Source organism: Curtobacterium sp. MEB011 (genome assembly GCF_030209655.1).
Lineage (GTDB): Bacteria > Actinomycetota > Actinomycetes > Actinomycetales > Microbacteriaceae > Curtobacterium > Curtobacterium poinsettiae.
In genome coordinates this window covers 15,868-29,892 of sequence record NZ_JARVRN010000007.1, presented here as the reverse complement: position 1 = coordinate 29,892, position 14,025 = coordinate 15,868, and the positions used below count along the sequence as shown (strand labels likewise).

The 14,025-nt window shown below is 71.7% G+C and carries 6 protein-coding genes; 1 reads left to right on the top strand and 5 read right to left on the bottom strand.

Features of this window, described 5'->3' with window-relative positions:
* Positions 1 to 30: 30 nt before the first annotated feature.
* Complete coding sequence (locus tag QRN30_RS09495) at positions 31 to 615, top strand: SGNH/GDSL hydrolase family protein (protein WP_162243012.1); 585 nt, start codon at positions 31 to 33, stop codon at positions 613 to 615.
* An 88-nt stretch (positions 616 to 703) separates the two neighbouring features.
* Here QRN30_RS09495 and QRN30_RS09490 read toward each other — a convergent pair whose 3' ends face one another.
* From QRN30_RS09490 to QRN30_RS09470, 5 genes are read right to left on the bottom strand one after another with little or no spacing between them, the layout of a single operon-like run.
* Positions 704 to 1,510 carry a 4'-phosphopantetheinyl transferase family protein gene (locus tag QRN30_RS09490; RefSeq protein ID WP_214532247.1) on the bottom strand — a complete coding sequence of 269 codons (807 nt, stop codon included), beginning with the start codon at positions 1,508 to 1,510 and terminating at the stop codon, positions 704 to 706.
* The gene (locus tag QRN30_RS09485; protein ID WP_071251983.1) at positions 1,507 to 2,304 is read right to left on the bottom strand and encodes an ABC transporter permease; all 798 of its coding nucleotides are present in this window, start codon (positions 2,302 to 2,304) and stop codon (positions 1,507 to 1,509) included. The genes QRN30_RS09490 and QRN30_RS09485 overlap by 4 nt, the downstream gene beginning before the upstream one ends.
* On the bottom strand, positions 2,301 to 3,317 hold the full coding sequence (locus tag QRN30_RS09480; protein WP_071251982.1) for an ATP-binding cassette domain-containing protein: 1,017 nt from the start codon (positions 3,315 to 3,317) through the stop codon (positions 2,301 to 2,303). Before QRN30_RS09480 ends, QRN30_RS09485 begins: the two co-directional genes overlap by 4 nt.
* The gene (locus QRN30_RS09475) at positions 3,314 to 3,523 is read right to left on the bottom strand and encodes an MbtH family protein (protein ID WP_017888435.1); all 210 of its coding nucleotides are present in this window, start codon (positions 3,521 to 3,523) and stop codon (positions 3,314 to 3,316) included. Before QRN30_RS09475 ends, QRN30_RS09480 begins: the two co-directional genes overlap by 4 nt.
* Positions 3,520 to 14,013 (bottom strand): non-ribosomal peptide synthetase, encoded by a 10,494-nt coding sequence (locus tag QRN30_RS09470; RefSeq protein ID WP_284760970.1) that lies wholly within the window; start codon positions 14,011 to 14,013, stop codon positions 3,520 to 3,522. Before QRN30_RS09470 ends, QRN30_RS09475 begins: the two co-directional genes overlap by 4 nt.
* Positions 14,014 to 14,025 lie beyond the last annotated feature (12 nt).

The window sequence follows — 14,025 nt, the reverse complement described above, 5'->3', positions numbered from 1 at the left end:
GGCGTCGACGCTGCGCTCTACGCTGCAGTCGTGCCGACAGTCGCGTTCTACGGAGACTCCATCGTCACGGGGTGGCGCGGGATCAGCAGGACGGAGAACCGGTGGTCGACGATCGTCGCGAAGCGTCTCGGGTGGGGTGCGCTGCACTTCGCGATCGACGGTGTCGGCTTCGTGCGACGTCGCGGGATCGACCGATCGGACGACGGAGCGACGCTCGGGCTGCTCTCCGATGTCCTGGCCTCCGGCGCGGACGCGTGTGTCGTCGCGCTCGGCGTGAACGACTCGGTGATCGTTCTCGGTCGGGAGGACGACGTGCGCGCGGCGATCGCCCGGGACCTGGAAGCTCTCCACGGGCGATTCCCCAGCGGTCGGCTCGCGGTTCTGGACCTGTACTCGCCGTACGGGACGGACTACCCGCCGGGGTGGCGGGCGGTCAGGAGGATCCTGGACGAGGAGACCCGACGAGTGGGTCTCTCGCTCGTTCCCGGGCTCGCCACGGCGATCAACCGCAGCCCCGCGCTGCTCTGCTCCGATGGCGTGCACCCGAACGACCACGGCCACGCCGCCCTCGCCGCAGCGGTCGAGCCGCAACTGCATTCCGTGCTCTCGACGTGACGAGCGCGCGGGCTGCCGTCGTGGAGTGCGCCAGGAGGCGGACGGGAGGACCGGTGCCAGCTTGCACCGTCCCTCCAGGCCCGGCTGCTCACGCTGTCGCTGCAGGGACGCTGGCTGCCGTGTCGCGGCGGACGTCCGGCTGCACCGGTTCGGCCCCCTGTCGGTCCATCCTCCAGGGGCGGATCGGGGTCGGGTGCGCCGCCGCGATCGAGGCAGCCGCCCGGCGACCGGCGTTGATGGTGACGGTCCACGCCGTCGCGAGCCGCGGGTCGGCTGACTGCGCCACGGGGCGCCATCCGAGGAGGGGAGCTGCCGTCGTGACGCCGGCCGATGCCGCGGCGACGCGGAGCCCTGACGGTTCGCCGCGCAAGCCGACACCGACTGACTTGAGGAGTGCCTCCTTGTCGGTCCACACCTGGACCCGGTGGACGAGGCCATCGCGTCCGGTCGGCATCGCCGCCCGCTCTGACGGGTGCAGCGCGTAGTCGTCGAACCCGTCCCACAGGGTCTCGGGGTACTCCTCGACGTCGACCCCGAGCCGAGCCGCGTCATCGCCGACAGCGACGAGCACCAGTCGTCCAGAGGTCGAGGTGGACGCGGAGGACCCCGCGAGACGAGGGCGACCGTGCGGGGCGCTGCAGTGCTCGCAGGTCCGGTCCACCGGGACGGACGCGGCGTCGGACCACGAACGGCCCTGCACGGCGCAGGCCAGGAACCGGAGCGCGAGTCGCCCGGCGAGGGTCCGCCGTCGATCCAGGTCTGCTCGCCTGCTGTCGGCAGCGGCACGATCGGCTGCGCTGACGAGCGAGGCAGCACCCGCGCCGCCCGTCGATCCGAGCAGGCGATCCCCGGTGGCGAGGACGTCGTCGACGGTGGTCAGCAGGAGATGGATCACCGCTTGCTGATGCGTCGGTACTGCACGACGGCGATGGGTGCGAAGACAGCGATGATGGCGACGCAGCACAAGGACGCGTAGAGCAGCGCGTTGTCGGCCGGCCATCCGTGCCCGACGGCGAACCCGGACGGCGGTTCGTTCCCGAAGCCCCGCCGCACCGCGGTGGCGACGGCGGTGACGGGGTTCCACTCGGCGACCACCCGGAGCGGACCGGGGAGCATGTCGGCGGACACGAACGCTCCGGAGACGAAGCACACGGGGAACAGCCAGAGCAGGCCGAGGGACTGTGCGACCTCGACGCTGCGAGCGGTCAGCGCGATGAACGCCCCGATCCAGGACGTCGCGAACGCGAAGAGCAGCAGCAGCCCGAACGTCAGCACCACGGACCCGATGTCGGAGTGCACACGCCAGCCGATCACCAGGCCGCACGCGATCACGACGACGATCGAGATGGCGTTCGTCATGAGGTCCGAGGTCGTGCGCCCGAGGATGACCCCGACCCGCGACATCGGCAGGGCCCGGAACCGGTCGATGAGGCCCGTCTGCAGGTCCTTCGCCAGGTACACGGCGGTGAAGGACGAGTTGAAGGTCAGCGTCTGCGCGAGGACACCGCCGATGAGGAACTCGCGGTAGTCGTCTCCGCCGAGTGCGTCGGCGAACACGAACCCGAGGATGAGCACGAAGATGATGGGCTGCGCGACACCGGTCACCAGCGCCCCGGGCGTTCGGCGGACGCCGAGCATGTTCCGTCGGGCGATGACCCGGCCGTCGCGGAGGACGCTCCCGATGCTCATCGGCTCGCCTCCGTCGGTCCCCCGGCGATCACCGGGTCGGGCTCGGAGGACCTCGCCCCCACCGCTGCGACGGGCGCGTCCGGATCAGCTGGCGTCCCGGTCAGCTGCAGGAAGACCTCGTCGAGCGTCGGCTGCCGGAGTGCCGCTTCGGACGTCTCGAGCCCGACGGCTCGGAGTGCGCCGACGACGTCGAGGAGATCACTGCTGCCTCCGCCGGCACCGACGGTGAGGCGACCCACTCGCCTGTCGACGGCGGGTTCGTGACCCACCCGACGGACAGCGTCCACGGCAAGGTCGACGTCGCTGCCGGGGGCGAGCACGATGTCGAGCCGTGCTCCGCCGGTCTGGGCCTTGAGTTGCGCGGCCGTGCCCTCTGCGATGATGCGTCCTCCGTCGATCACCGCGATGGAGTCAGCGAGCTGGTCGGCTTCCTCGAGGTACTGGGTGGTGAGGAGCACGGTGGTCCCACCTGATGCCAGCGACTCGATCGCGTCCCAGGTGTCGCGACGACCGCGGGGGTCCAGCCCGGTGGTCGGTTCGTCGAGGATGACGACCGGGGGCCGGGCGACGATCGCCCCGGCCAGGTCGAGCCGGCGGCGCATCCCCCCCGAGTACGTGCCCGCACGTTTGTCGTCGGGGACGTCGTCGAGGCGGAACTCCCGGAGGAGCTCACGTGCTCGAGCCTTCGCGTCCTTCCGACGCATGCCGTACAGCTCGCCGACCATCGTCAGGTTCTCGAAACCGGTGAGCTTCTCGTCGACCGCTGCGTACTGGCCGGACACGCCGAGACGTTGTCGCACGGCGTGGCCTTCGGTCAACACCGATCGTCCGGCGACGAAGGCGTCGCCGGAGTCGGGCTGCAGCAGCGTCGTGAGGACGCGCACGGTCGTCGTCTTGCCGGCGCCGTTGGGCCCGAGGAGCCCTTGCACCGTGCCCTCGGGCACCTCGAGTTCGACGCCGTCGAGCGCCTGGTGGGTCCCGAACCGCTTCGTGATCCCTCGTACGGAGATCACGACGCGACGCGGGTGCTCTCGAAGGACGGTGTGATGTCGTGCCAGTGCTCCGACACGTAGTCGGTGCACGCCGTCTTGACGGCGGGACCGAACACGGCGACCCACCCTCGGGGAACGTCGGCGAACTCGGGCCAGAGCGAGTGCTGTCCGGCTTCGTTCACGAGCACCCGGAAGGTGCCGTCCTGATCGTCGAACGGGTTCGTCACGGTCGATGCTCCTCTGGGTCAGCTGCAGGGGTGTTCCTACCTGGGTCTTCGGAGCCGGCGCCGAGTCGGTTCGCTCTGCGTGCGTCGGTGTGTCGGACGTTCTCGAGGAGGTGGTCGAGCACCGGTGCGACGTCGTCGAGTGCCCGGTCGGTGAGCATGTCCTGGTGACGGGCTCCCACGGAACTCGACGTCACCGTCCCGGTGACGAACTGCTCCCACACCGCGGGCGCCGGACGGTTCGCGGGGACGTCCTCGGTCGCGGCGAACACGTGGAGATCACCGTGGACGACGGGGACCGGAGCGTCGTCGAGGAGCTCCCCGAGCCGGCGGAACCGCCGCACCATGCGGTCGACGACGTGCCCCGGAACGTCGGCCAGCGGGTTGCCAGCCTCAGCGAGGAGGGAGAGCACCCGTTCGCCGTCGAGGTGGCCAGCAGGAGGCGTCACACCGTTCGCGTCGAGGAAACCGCGCCACATGTCATCGGTGTCGGCCACACCGTCGAACGCTGATGCTTCCGTCGGGTACGCGTCGAGCACCGCGAGGAGCGCCACCTCTTCGCCCTCGGCCTGCAGCCGCGCCGCGATGTGGTGCGCAAGCCGGCCGCCGAACGAGTACCCGGTGAGCAGGTAGGGGCCGTGGGGTTGCTCGCCGCGGATGGCGGTGACGTACTCGGTGAGCAGCTCGTCCAACGATCCGGCCGTCGCGGGTTCCGGACGGTCCGGCGCGATCCCGGGCATCTGGACGCCGAGGATCGGTCGGGTCGTGGCCAGACGAGCGACGAACGTGGAGAACTTCCACGCGACGCCGCTCGCAGGGTGCACCGCGAACACGGGGGCACCCTGCCCGGTGGGCCGGAGGGGCAGGATCGTCCGGAGCGACTCCGCCACGTCCGCACCGCCGGACTCGACCAAGGCGGCGAGTCCGGCCACGGTCGGCGCTTGGAAGAGCGCCTGCACGGGCAGGTCCGCGTCGAGGGCTTCGTTGACCGCCTGGATCGTCGGCTGCGCGACGAACGAGTGACCGCCCAGCGCGAAGAAGGAATCGTCGGCGCGGACGCCGTCGACACCGAGTGTCGCGGCGAACGCCGCGGCGATCGCGAGTTCCGCGGGTCCGCTCGGAGCCGCCCCTGCACCGCCACCGATCCGGAGCTCGGGGAGTGCCCGCACGTCGACCTTCCCGTTCGGCGTCAGTGGGACGGCGTCGATCGCCGCGATCCCGGCGGGCACCATGTAGTCGGGTACACGGGAGCGGAGACGGTCGGACAGTGCGGTGAGGAACGCATCGGAGGCGACTCCGTCCGTCACGACCCAGGCGCCGAGTTCCGTGCCGCGTGCGGTGTCGACCGGACGGACCACGGCGTGCGTGACGCCGCCGGCACCGCGCAGGACCGCCTCGACCTCGCCGGGTTCGACACGGTGTCCACGGATCTTCACCTGCCCGTCACTGCGGCCCAGGGAGACGACGCCGGGACGCTCGTCCCCGTCGGCGTCTCGTCGGACGACGAGGTCACCGGTCCGGTACATCCGCGATCCGTCCGAGGCGAAGGGGTCGGCCACGAACCGCTCGGCGCTCGAGCCGGGCCGGCCGCGGTAGCCGTGCGCCAGCTGCTCGCCCGCCAGCCACAGCTCACCGACGCTGCCGACCGGGGTCGGGCGCAGGCGGGAGTCGAGGACGTACCCGACGGTGTCGACCGTCGTCGCGCCGAGTACCGGGGCGGGGCTGTCGGCCACCCTCGCCACCATGGAGTCGACGCCGACCTCGGTCGGACCGTACAGGTTCCACGCTGCGACGGCCGGCCGGTCGCGCAGCCACGACCAGAGACCTGCGTCGAGCGGTTCGCCACCGAGCAGGAGCACGAACGGGTCGGCCTCGTCGCGGTCATCGAACAGCGCTTCGAGCTCCGTCTGGCCGGCGAGGGCGGTGACGTAGCTCGGCGTGGTCTCCCACGCGCTGATCCGACGCTCGGCGAGGAGCGCGACGAGGGCCTGGGGGTCGCGCCGGGTGGAGTCGTCGACGACGTGCACCTCGTGGCCTGCCGCGAGCCAGACCACGGGGTCCATCGCCGCGTCGAACCCGACGCCGGTGGTGTGCGCGACGCGGACGCGTCGTTCCTCGGGGTCGGGCAGCAGCGTCGCACGGTGGCTCGACAACAGCGCGGCCAGCGCGCGGTGCGGCACCTGCACGGCCTTCGGCTCGCCCGTCGTACCGGACGTGAACACCAGGTAGGCGGGGTCGTCGAGCCGCGGCGGCTCGACGCGCGCCGGCACGGCGGGCCCCGATGCCGCATCGTCGTCGATCCGGAGCAGCCGGTCCGACGGCACGCCCGCGTCGGACGCTGCGAGGGTCGCCACGTCCGCAGGTGTGGTGTCCGTCGTCCCGCCGCCGACGCCGTGGTGCAGCACCAGACGCACGTCGGCGCTCCGCAGCATCGTGGCGATCCGGTCGCGGGGCAGCTCGACGTCGATCGGAGCGGCGACCGCGCCGGCGCGCCACGCCGCGAGGAGCGCGGCGACGGTGTCGACGCCACGGCCCAGGGGCAGCGCGACGACGTCGCCGCGTCGGAGCCCGGCGGCGATCATCCGGGCCGCGATCCCGTCGACGCGAGCGTCGAGTTCCGCCGTGGTGAGCGAGACGCCTCCGGCCACGACGGCGGGTGCGGTCGGGCGGGCGGCGACGGAGTCGGCGAACGCCTCGAGGATCGACTGCTGCCGGTGGTCGGTCGCGGCCGGCCAGGCATCGAGGCGCCCGGTGCCGGCCTGCACGGGGACGTCGAGGAGCGGCCGCCGGGGGGCGGTGGCCGCTGCTGCCAGGAACGCCGTCCACCGTTCGACGAACCCTCGCGCCGCGCGATCGCTGAACATCGACGCGTCGTACTCCAGGACGCCGTCGACCTCTCCCGAGGAACGCGGGCGCAGGACGAACGACAGGTCGACCTTGGCTGCTCCGGTGCTGTCGGGCTCGAGTCGGTCGGTCGTCACGCCGGGCAGCGAGATCGAGACCCCGCTGTCCTCCTCCACCGAGAGCATGGTCTGGAAGAGCGGGTGTCGTCCGAGTCGACGTTCGGGGGCCATCGCCTCGACGATGCGCTCGAACGGCACCGACTCGTGCTCGATGGCGTGGAGTGTTGCGGCTCGGGCCCGTTCGATGGTCGCGACCAGGTCCGGTGCGTCGGTCATCCCGATGCGCAGCGGCAACGTGTTCACGAAGAAGCCCACGAGGTCAGCGGTGTCCGGGTCGGACCGCCCGGCGGACGGTGATCCGATCACCACGTCGTCACCGGCACCGATGCGGTGCAGGTAGCCGGCGAGCCCGGCGAGCCACGCGTGGAAGCTGCTGGCCTGCGCCTGTCCGGCAGCGGCGTGCACCGCGGAGACGACGTCCTCGGGCAGTGTGAAACGCAGTTGCCGGGCAGCTCGGGTCGCCGACTCCGGCCGACGTCCGTCAGCAGGCAGGGCGAGCTCGTCCGGGATGCCGGCGAGCTGCTCGACCCACGCCGACAACGACGCGTCGTGCCGTCCACCGTCGGATTCCAGGAGGGCGCGCTGCATCCGCGCGAAGTCGGCGTACTGCACCTCGAGCGGACGCTGCGCACGCGCCGTGCTCCCGGTCCGCGCGGCGTACGCGGTGGCGATGTCGCGCGCCAGCGGGCCGAGCGAGGCCCCGTCCGTGGCGATGTGGTGGATCAACAGGTCGAGACGCCACTGCTGGTCTCCCGTCGCCACGAGCCCGGCCCGGACAGGCAGGTCCACCGTGAGATCGAAGCCCGCTGAGGTGTCGACCGCGGCGCTGGTGACGATGCCCGGCACCACGTCGTGGATGCGCTGGACCGGCTGACCGTCGACTTCCGGGTACGTCGTCCGGAGGATCTCGTGCCGGACGACCACGTCGTCGACGGCGTCGGCGAACGCGTCCGTGTCGAGATCGCCGCGGAACGTCGCCTGCAACAGCACGGAGTAGTCGGTGGAGGTGGGGTCGAGCCGGTTGAGGAACCACAGCCGCGCCTGGTTCGGCGACAGCGGCAGCTGCTCGCCTTCCCGTCGCGGGTGCTGCGCGGCCCACGCGCGGAGCGCCGGGTCGGTCTGCCGGTCGCCCTGCTGGGTGGCGGCTCCCGCGGATCCGACCGCGGCGAGGAGACCTGCCGGGGTGGGGGCGTCGAAGATGCTGCGGAGGGGCAGCGTGGCACCGAGTTCGTCCCGGACGCGCCCGATCAGCCCGACCGCGAGCAGCGAGTGTCCACCGAGCGCGAAGAAGTCGTCGTGCATGCCGACGTCGCGCACACCGAGCACTTCGCCGAACACCCGCGACATCGTCCGCTCGTCGTCGCTCACGGGCTGGCCGTCGCCGCCGGTCGAGGTCGGTTCGGGCAGCGCGGCGGTGTCCACCTTGCCGTTGGGGGTCAGCGGGATCGCGTCGACGACGGCGATGGCCGAGGGGACCATGTAGTCGGGGAGATCGGCGGCGACGGATCGGCGGACACCCTGTTCGTCGACGGTCCCGACGACCCACGCGACGAGCCGTGCGGTGTCCGGTCCGCCGGGCACGACGACACGAGCAACGGCAGCCTCGACGCCGTCGATCCGTTCGAGGGCCTGGGTGACGTCGGCCAGCTCGATCCGGTACCCGCGGAGCTTGACCTGGTCGTCGTCACGGCGGAGGAAGTCGAGTTCCCCGGTGACGCGGCGACGCACGACGTCGCCGGTGCGGTACATACGGGTGCCGTCTCCCTGGGGGTCGGCGACGAAGCGGCTGGCGGTCTCGGCGGACCGTCCGCGGTAGCCGTGCGCGAGGGAGCTGCCCGACAGGTAGAGCTCTCCCTCGACTCCGGGCGGCACCGGCTGCAGGAAGTCGTCCAGGACGCGGGCCGTCACGTTCGCGATCGGCCGTCCGATGGTGACGGCGCCGGGCTCGATCCGCGCGACGACGGCGTCGACCGTGCTCTCGCTCGGTCCGTAGAGGTTCCAACCGTCGATGTGGTCGGCTGCGGCGACCTCGTTCCAGAAGTCCGCGGGGACGGCTTCTCCGCCCACCGCGACGGTCAGGTGACCGTCGTGCTCCGCGACGGCGTCGAAGAGTCCGACCGCGGCCAGCTGACGGGCGTACGACGGCGTGGTCTCGATCACGTCGATGCCGTGCTCGACCACGTCTCGAACGACCGTCTCCGCGTTCGTCCGGGTGGCGTCGTCGGCCACCTCGAGCGTCGTGCCGGCGACGAGCCAGACGATCGGGTCCCACGCCGCGTCGAAGCCGAGCCCGGACAGGTGCAGCATCCGCGGGGCTCGACCACCGACGCGGTCGCGGACCGGACGGATCATCGCGTCCTCGTGCTGCGCGAGCACGTTGGCGAGTGCCGCGTGGGACACCTGCACGCCCTTCGGCGTCCCGGTGGTCCCCGACGTGTAGACCAGGTAGGCGACGTCCTCCGGTGCAGGGGCGACCGGAGCTGCGGCGTCGCCGACGTCACGGTTGAGCGCCGAGGGCGCGACGACCTGCACGGGCACCCCTGCCTCGTCGGCGACCGACCAGGTGCCCTCCGCGTCGTGGGCGACCACGACGGTCGGTTCCGCCCCGGCGAGGATCTGACCGATGCGCGCGTCCGGGTAGGCGACGTCGATCGGCACCGCCACCGCACCGGCCCGGAGGACGCCGAGCACCACCGCGATCGCGTCGGAACTGCGCCGGAGCGCGACGGCGACGCGGTCACCCCGACGCACGCCGAGGCGCGCCAGATTGGTCGCGACCGCGGTCGTCTGTGCTGCCAGGTCGGCGAAGGACACCGTCCCGGCGGTGTCGACGAGTGCGTCTGCGTCGGGCGAGCTCGCAACCGTGGTGTCGAGGCGGTCGAGCACGGTCCCCGTCACGACGAACGTCCGGCCACGCGACTGGTGGTCGAGTTCGAGGGCGGTCTCAGCGTCCACGTTCGGGATGTCGGACAGGCGACGGTGCGGACCCTCGACGAAGGCGGTGAGCACGCGGTCGAGCGCGTCGCGGAGCCGCGTGACGGTCGTCTCGTCGAACAGTGTCGCGTCGTACCCGAACGTGACGACGAGTCCACCGTCGTCACCACCGGGGGTCGTCACGTCGAGGAGCAGGTCCGTCTTCACCCCGGCACTGGTGGACTGGGCGGGAACCGTCACCGCGACGTCGCCGAGATCGAGGGCCGCCGGCCGGGTGTTCTGCAGTGTCAGCATCACCTGGAACACCGGGTGACGACCGACCGACCGGGGTGGCCGGACGGCGTCGACGACAGCATCGAACGGGACGTCCTGGTGGGCGTACGCCGCGGAGTTGCCCGATCGGATCCGTTCGAGCAGGTCCTCGACGCTCGGATCACCGTCGAGCGAGGTGCGGAGCGCGACGGTGTTGACGAAGAAGCCGACCAGGTCGTCGAGCTGCGCGTCCGTCCGTCCGGCGACCGGGGTCCCGATGACGACGTCCTCACCCGCGCCGTGCTGCTGGAGCACGGCGGCGACGGCTGCGTGCAGCACGATGAACAGACTGGTGCGGTGGTCCCCGGCGAAGCGGCGGAGCTCGGCGTGCCGCGCGGGGTCGAGGGTCAGCTCCACCGCACCGACGGTCTGTCGAACGGTTCCGTCGTCGACGGAACGTGCGCGGTTCCGGGGCAGGGTGATCTCGTCCGGCGCGCCCGCGAGTGCCATCCGCCAGAACGCCAGCTGCTGGGCGAGTTCGCTCGAGGGGTCCTCGGCGTCGCCGAGCTGTTCCCGCTGCCACAGTGTGAAGTCGGCGTAGTCGACCGGCAGCGGCAGCCACGCTGGTTCGGTCCCGGCGACACGGGCCGCGTACGCGGTCCCGAGGTCGCGGGCGAAGGGTGCGAGCGACCACCCGTCCGACGCGATGTGGTGCATCGTCGCGACGAGCACGTGGTGGTCGTCGTCGATGCGGAGCAGCACCGCGCGGAGTGGCGTCTCGCTCGTGACGTCGAACCCACGCGTCGCCTCGGCGCGGACGACGTCGTCGATGCGGTGCTCGGGGACCGTGACCGTCAGGAACGGCGGTTCGGCGGCAGCACCCTCGAGGACCTGCTGCACCGGCCCGTCGCCCACGAACGGGACGATCGTCCGGAGCGGCTCGTGCCGCATCGCGACGTCCACGAACGCTGCGCGCAGGGCCTCGGCGGACAAGGGACCGTCGAGGCGGAGCACGACGGGGATGTTGTAGGCGGCGGAGTCCGGTTCGAGGCGGTTCAGGAACCACAGTCGCCGCTGCGTGAGCGACAACGGCATCGTGTCCGGGCGCGTCCTCCGTGCCAGGCGGGCTGCGCGATCGGTCGGCGTGCCCGTGTCGAGTGCTCCGACGAGAGCAGCCACGGTCGGCCGTTCGAACACGTCCCGCACGGTGATCGTCCGGTCGAACTGTTCCGACAGACGCGCGGCGAGCCGGGTTGCCAGCAGGGAGTGGCCGCCCGCTGCGAAGAAGTCGTCGTCGATCCCGACCGCGGAGACCCCGAGGACCTCGGCGAACACCGCAGCGGCGACGCGCTCGTCGTCGTTCCGTGGCGGCAGCACCGTGCCGGAACCCGACAGCTCGGGCGCTGGCAGCGCGCGACGATCGAGCTTGCCGTTCGGCGTCACGGGCATCTCGCGGAGGGCGACGACGACCGAGGGGACCATGTAGTCGGGGACGTCGGAGCGCATGCCCTCCCGGACCGCCGCCGGAAGGTTCCCGAGGTCGCCGTCGGAGGTGACGTAGCCGACGATGCGACTGGCAGGACCCTCGCCCAGCACGACGGCCGCTGCGAGGTCCACCCCGGGGTGGCGGATCATCGCGGCCTCGACCTCGGCGAGCTCCACGCGGTAGCCACGGATCTTGACCTGGTCGTCGATGCGTCCCACGAACCGCAGGGACCCGTCACGGCGACGACGGACCACGTCTCCCGTGCGGTACATGCGGGAACCGTCGGCGGAGAACGGATCAGCCACGAACCGCTCGGCGCTGAGCCCGGGCTGTCCCACGTAGCCCTCTGCCACGTTCGCCCCGGCGAGGTAGAGCTCGCCGACGGCGCGGTCGGGTACCGGTGTGAGGGCAGCGTCGAGGATGTAGTGCCGCGTGTTCCGCACTGACGAGCCGATGTGCGGCGGGCGTCCCGGTTCCAGCACTGCGGTGAGACTGTCCACCGTGGCCTCGGTGGGGCCGTAGAGGTTGATGGCGTGCACGTCGTCGCGGTGGGCCAGTGCGTCCCACAGGGCCGGGCCGACCGCTTCGCCGCCGACGGCGATCTCCGTGGGGTGGACATCGGCGTCGAGCATGCCCGCGGCGAGCAGTGCCTCCGCGAAGGACGGGGTGGTCTCGATGGCGTCGATCCGGTGGCGGACGAAGTACTCGACGAGTCGCTCGGGGTCACGACGCACGTCGTCGGCGACGACGTGCAGCTCATGTCCGGCGAAGAGCCAGAGCAGCGGATCCCACGCCGCGTCGAACGACAGGCCAGCGGTGTGCGCGACGCGGAGCGGCCGGCCGAGCCGCGCTTCGGCCGGGTCGAACATCTCGGCCCGGTGGTGCTGGAACAGGTTCCGCAGGGCGGCCCGGTTCACGCCGACGCCCTTCGGGCGCCCGGTGCTCCCGGAGGTGAAGACGATGTAGGCGAGCGCGTCCGGGGCGATCGCTGGCAGAGCACTCGGGTCGTCCGTCCGGCGTCGCCACACCGTGGTGTCGGCGTCGACAGGGAGCGAGGGAACCTGCCAGGAGGCGCCGGCGGCCCGGTCACGGACGAGCTGCGCGCTGCTCGTGAGGACCAGCGTCGGACTCGCGTCCTCGATCATCCCGGCGACCCGGTCGGTCGGGTACTCCGGGTCGAGCGGGACGTAGACCGCGCCGGCGCGCAGCACGGCGAGGACGAGCATCGGCAGGAGAGCACTGCGCTCGATGCGGACGGCCACCCGGCTCCCGGGAACCACGCCTTCGCGGATCAGGTGGTGCGCGAGTCGTGTCGCGTCGGCGTCGAGCGCCGCGAACGTCGTCGTACCGTCCTCGGCGACGACGGCGAGGTCGTCCGGGCGTCGACGGGCGACGTCGGCGAACGCCTCCATGACCGGTTCCGGGTCGAGGGTGACGGTCTCCCCGGCGCCTTGGCCGAGGAGGAGCGGGACCTCGTCCTCGTCGAGGATCGTCGCGCCCGTGACGGTGAGACCCTCGGGGCAGCCGACCACACGGTCGACGAACGCGAGAAACCGGTCCGCGTGCTCGGCGAGACTCGCCGTCGTGTGGAGCTCGGCGTCGCCTTCGAGCTGCAGGGTTGCGGTGGCAGCGTCGCTCGACAGCCCCGACAGGACGATGGAGAGGTCGTGGACCGGACCCGTCGAGAGGATGTTCACCGCGCCGACGGCGTCGCCGAAGCGGATCTCGTCGATGACGGGCAACAGGTTCACCGAAGGCCCAGCATGCCGAGGTGCCCCGGCGAGGGACTCGACGCGGAAACGCTGGTGTCCGACCGCGCTCCGGACGACGTCGCCAGCATGGGCGATGACGTCCGAGATCTCGGCGTTCGCGGGGACGTCGATCCGCAGCGGCAGGATGTTCGAGAGCATGGACGGGGTGCTCTTCGCCACTCTTCCCCGTCGGGCGGTGACCGGGAGGCCGAGCGCGACACGCTCCTCCCCCGTGATCTTCGCCATGTACAGGGCGACGATGGCGACGACGGTCTTGGGGAGGTCCCGGCCGAGTGCCGTGAGGCGTGCAGCACGCGCGTCGTCGAGGGGCACGGCGACCCGCACGATGGAGCTCGCTGCCGACCTCGCGGTGCCCTCGAGGCCGGCGACCGTTGCGTCGTCGTCCAGTGCGCTGCGCCAGTAGGCCTCGTCGGCGTCACGCTGCGCGGATGCTTCGTACTCGGCGATGTCACGGTGGAGGTCGTCCAACCCGGGAAGCACCGACGGCTGCCGGGCGGCGAGGTGTGCGCGGGGCTCGGCAGCGACGTCGAGGCCCCGGCTCGACGGTGCGGGCTGAGAAAGACGCGTGTACACCTCGGCCATGTACCGCAGCGCGATGACCGCCGAGTAGCCGTCGAGCAGCAGGTGGTGCACCCGTTGGAAGAGCAGCGACCGGGTGTCCGTGATCTGGAACAGGACCGCGCCGAACAGGTCGTCACCCTGCAGATCGCGCGGGGTCTCCATCGCCCGGTCCATGGACGCCATCGCCTCGGAGAGCGCCGCCTCCGGATCGAGGTGACGCAGATCGACGACCTGCACGACGTCGTCGGTCGGACGCGGACGGACGATGACCCCGTAGGGACCGTCCGCGTCCGACCGGACGCGCATGGACAGCGCGTCGAGGTCGGCGACCACCGTGTTCAGCGCGATCCGGACGAGCCGCTGGTCGAGCGCGCCCCGGAGGTCGAGGTACTGCCCGATCTGGTACGTCGCGTTCGACGGGTCCAGCTGCTGGGCGTACCAGATGCCTCGTTGCGCGGAGGTCAACGGGACGCGGATGCCGGCCTCCTGCTCGTCCCGGTCGCCATGGTGGTGCTTGCTCGTCACAGAGAGACTCTT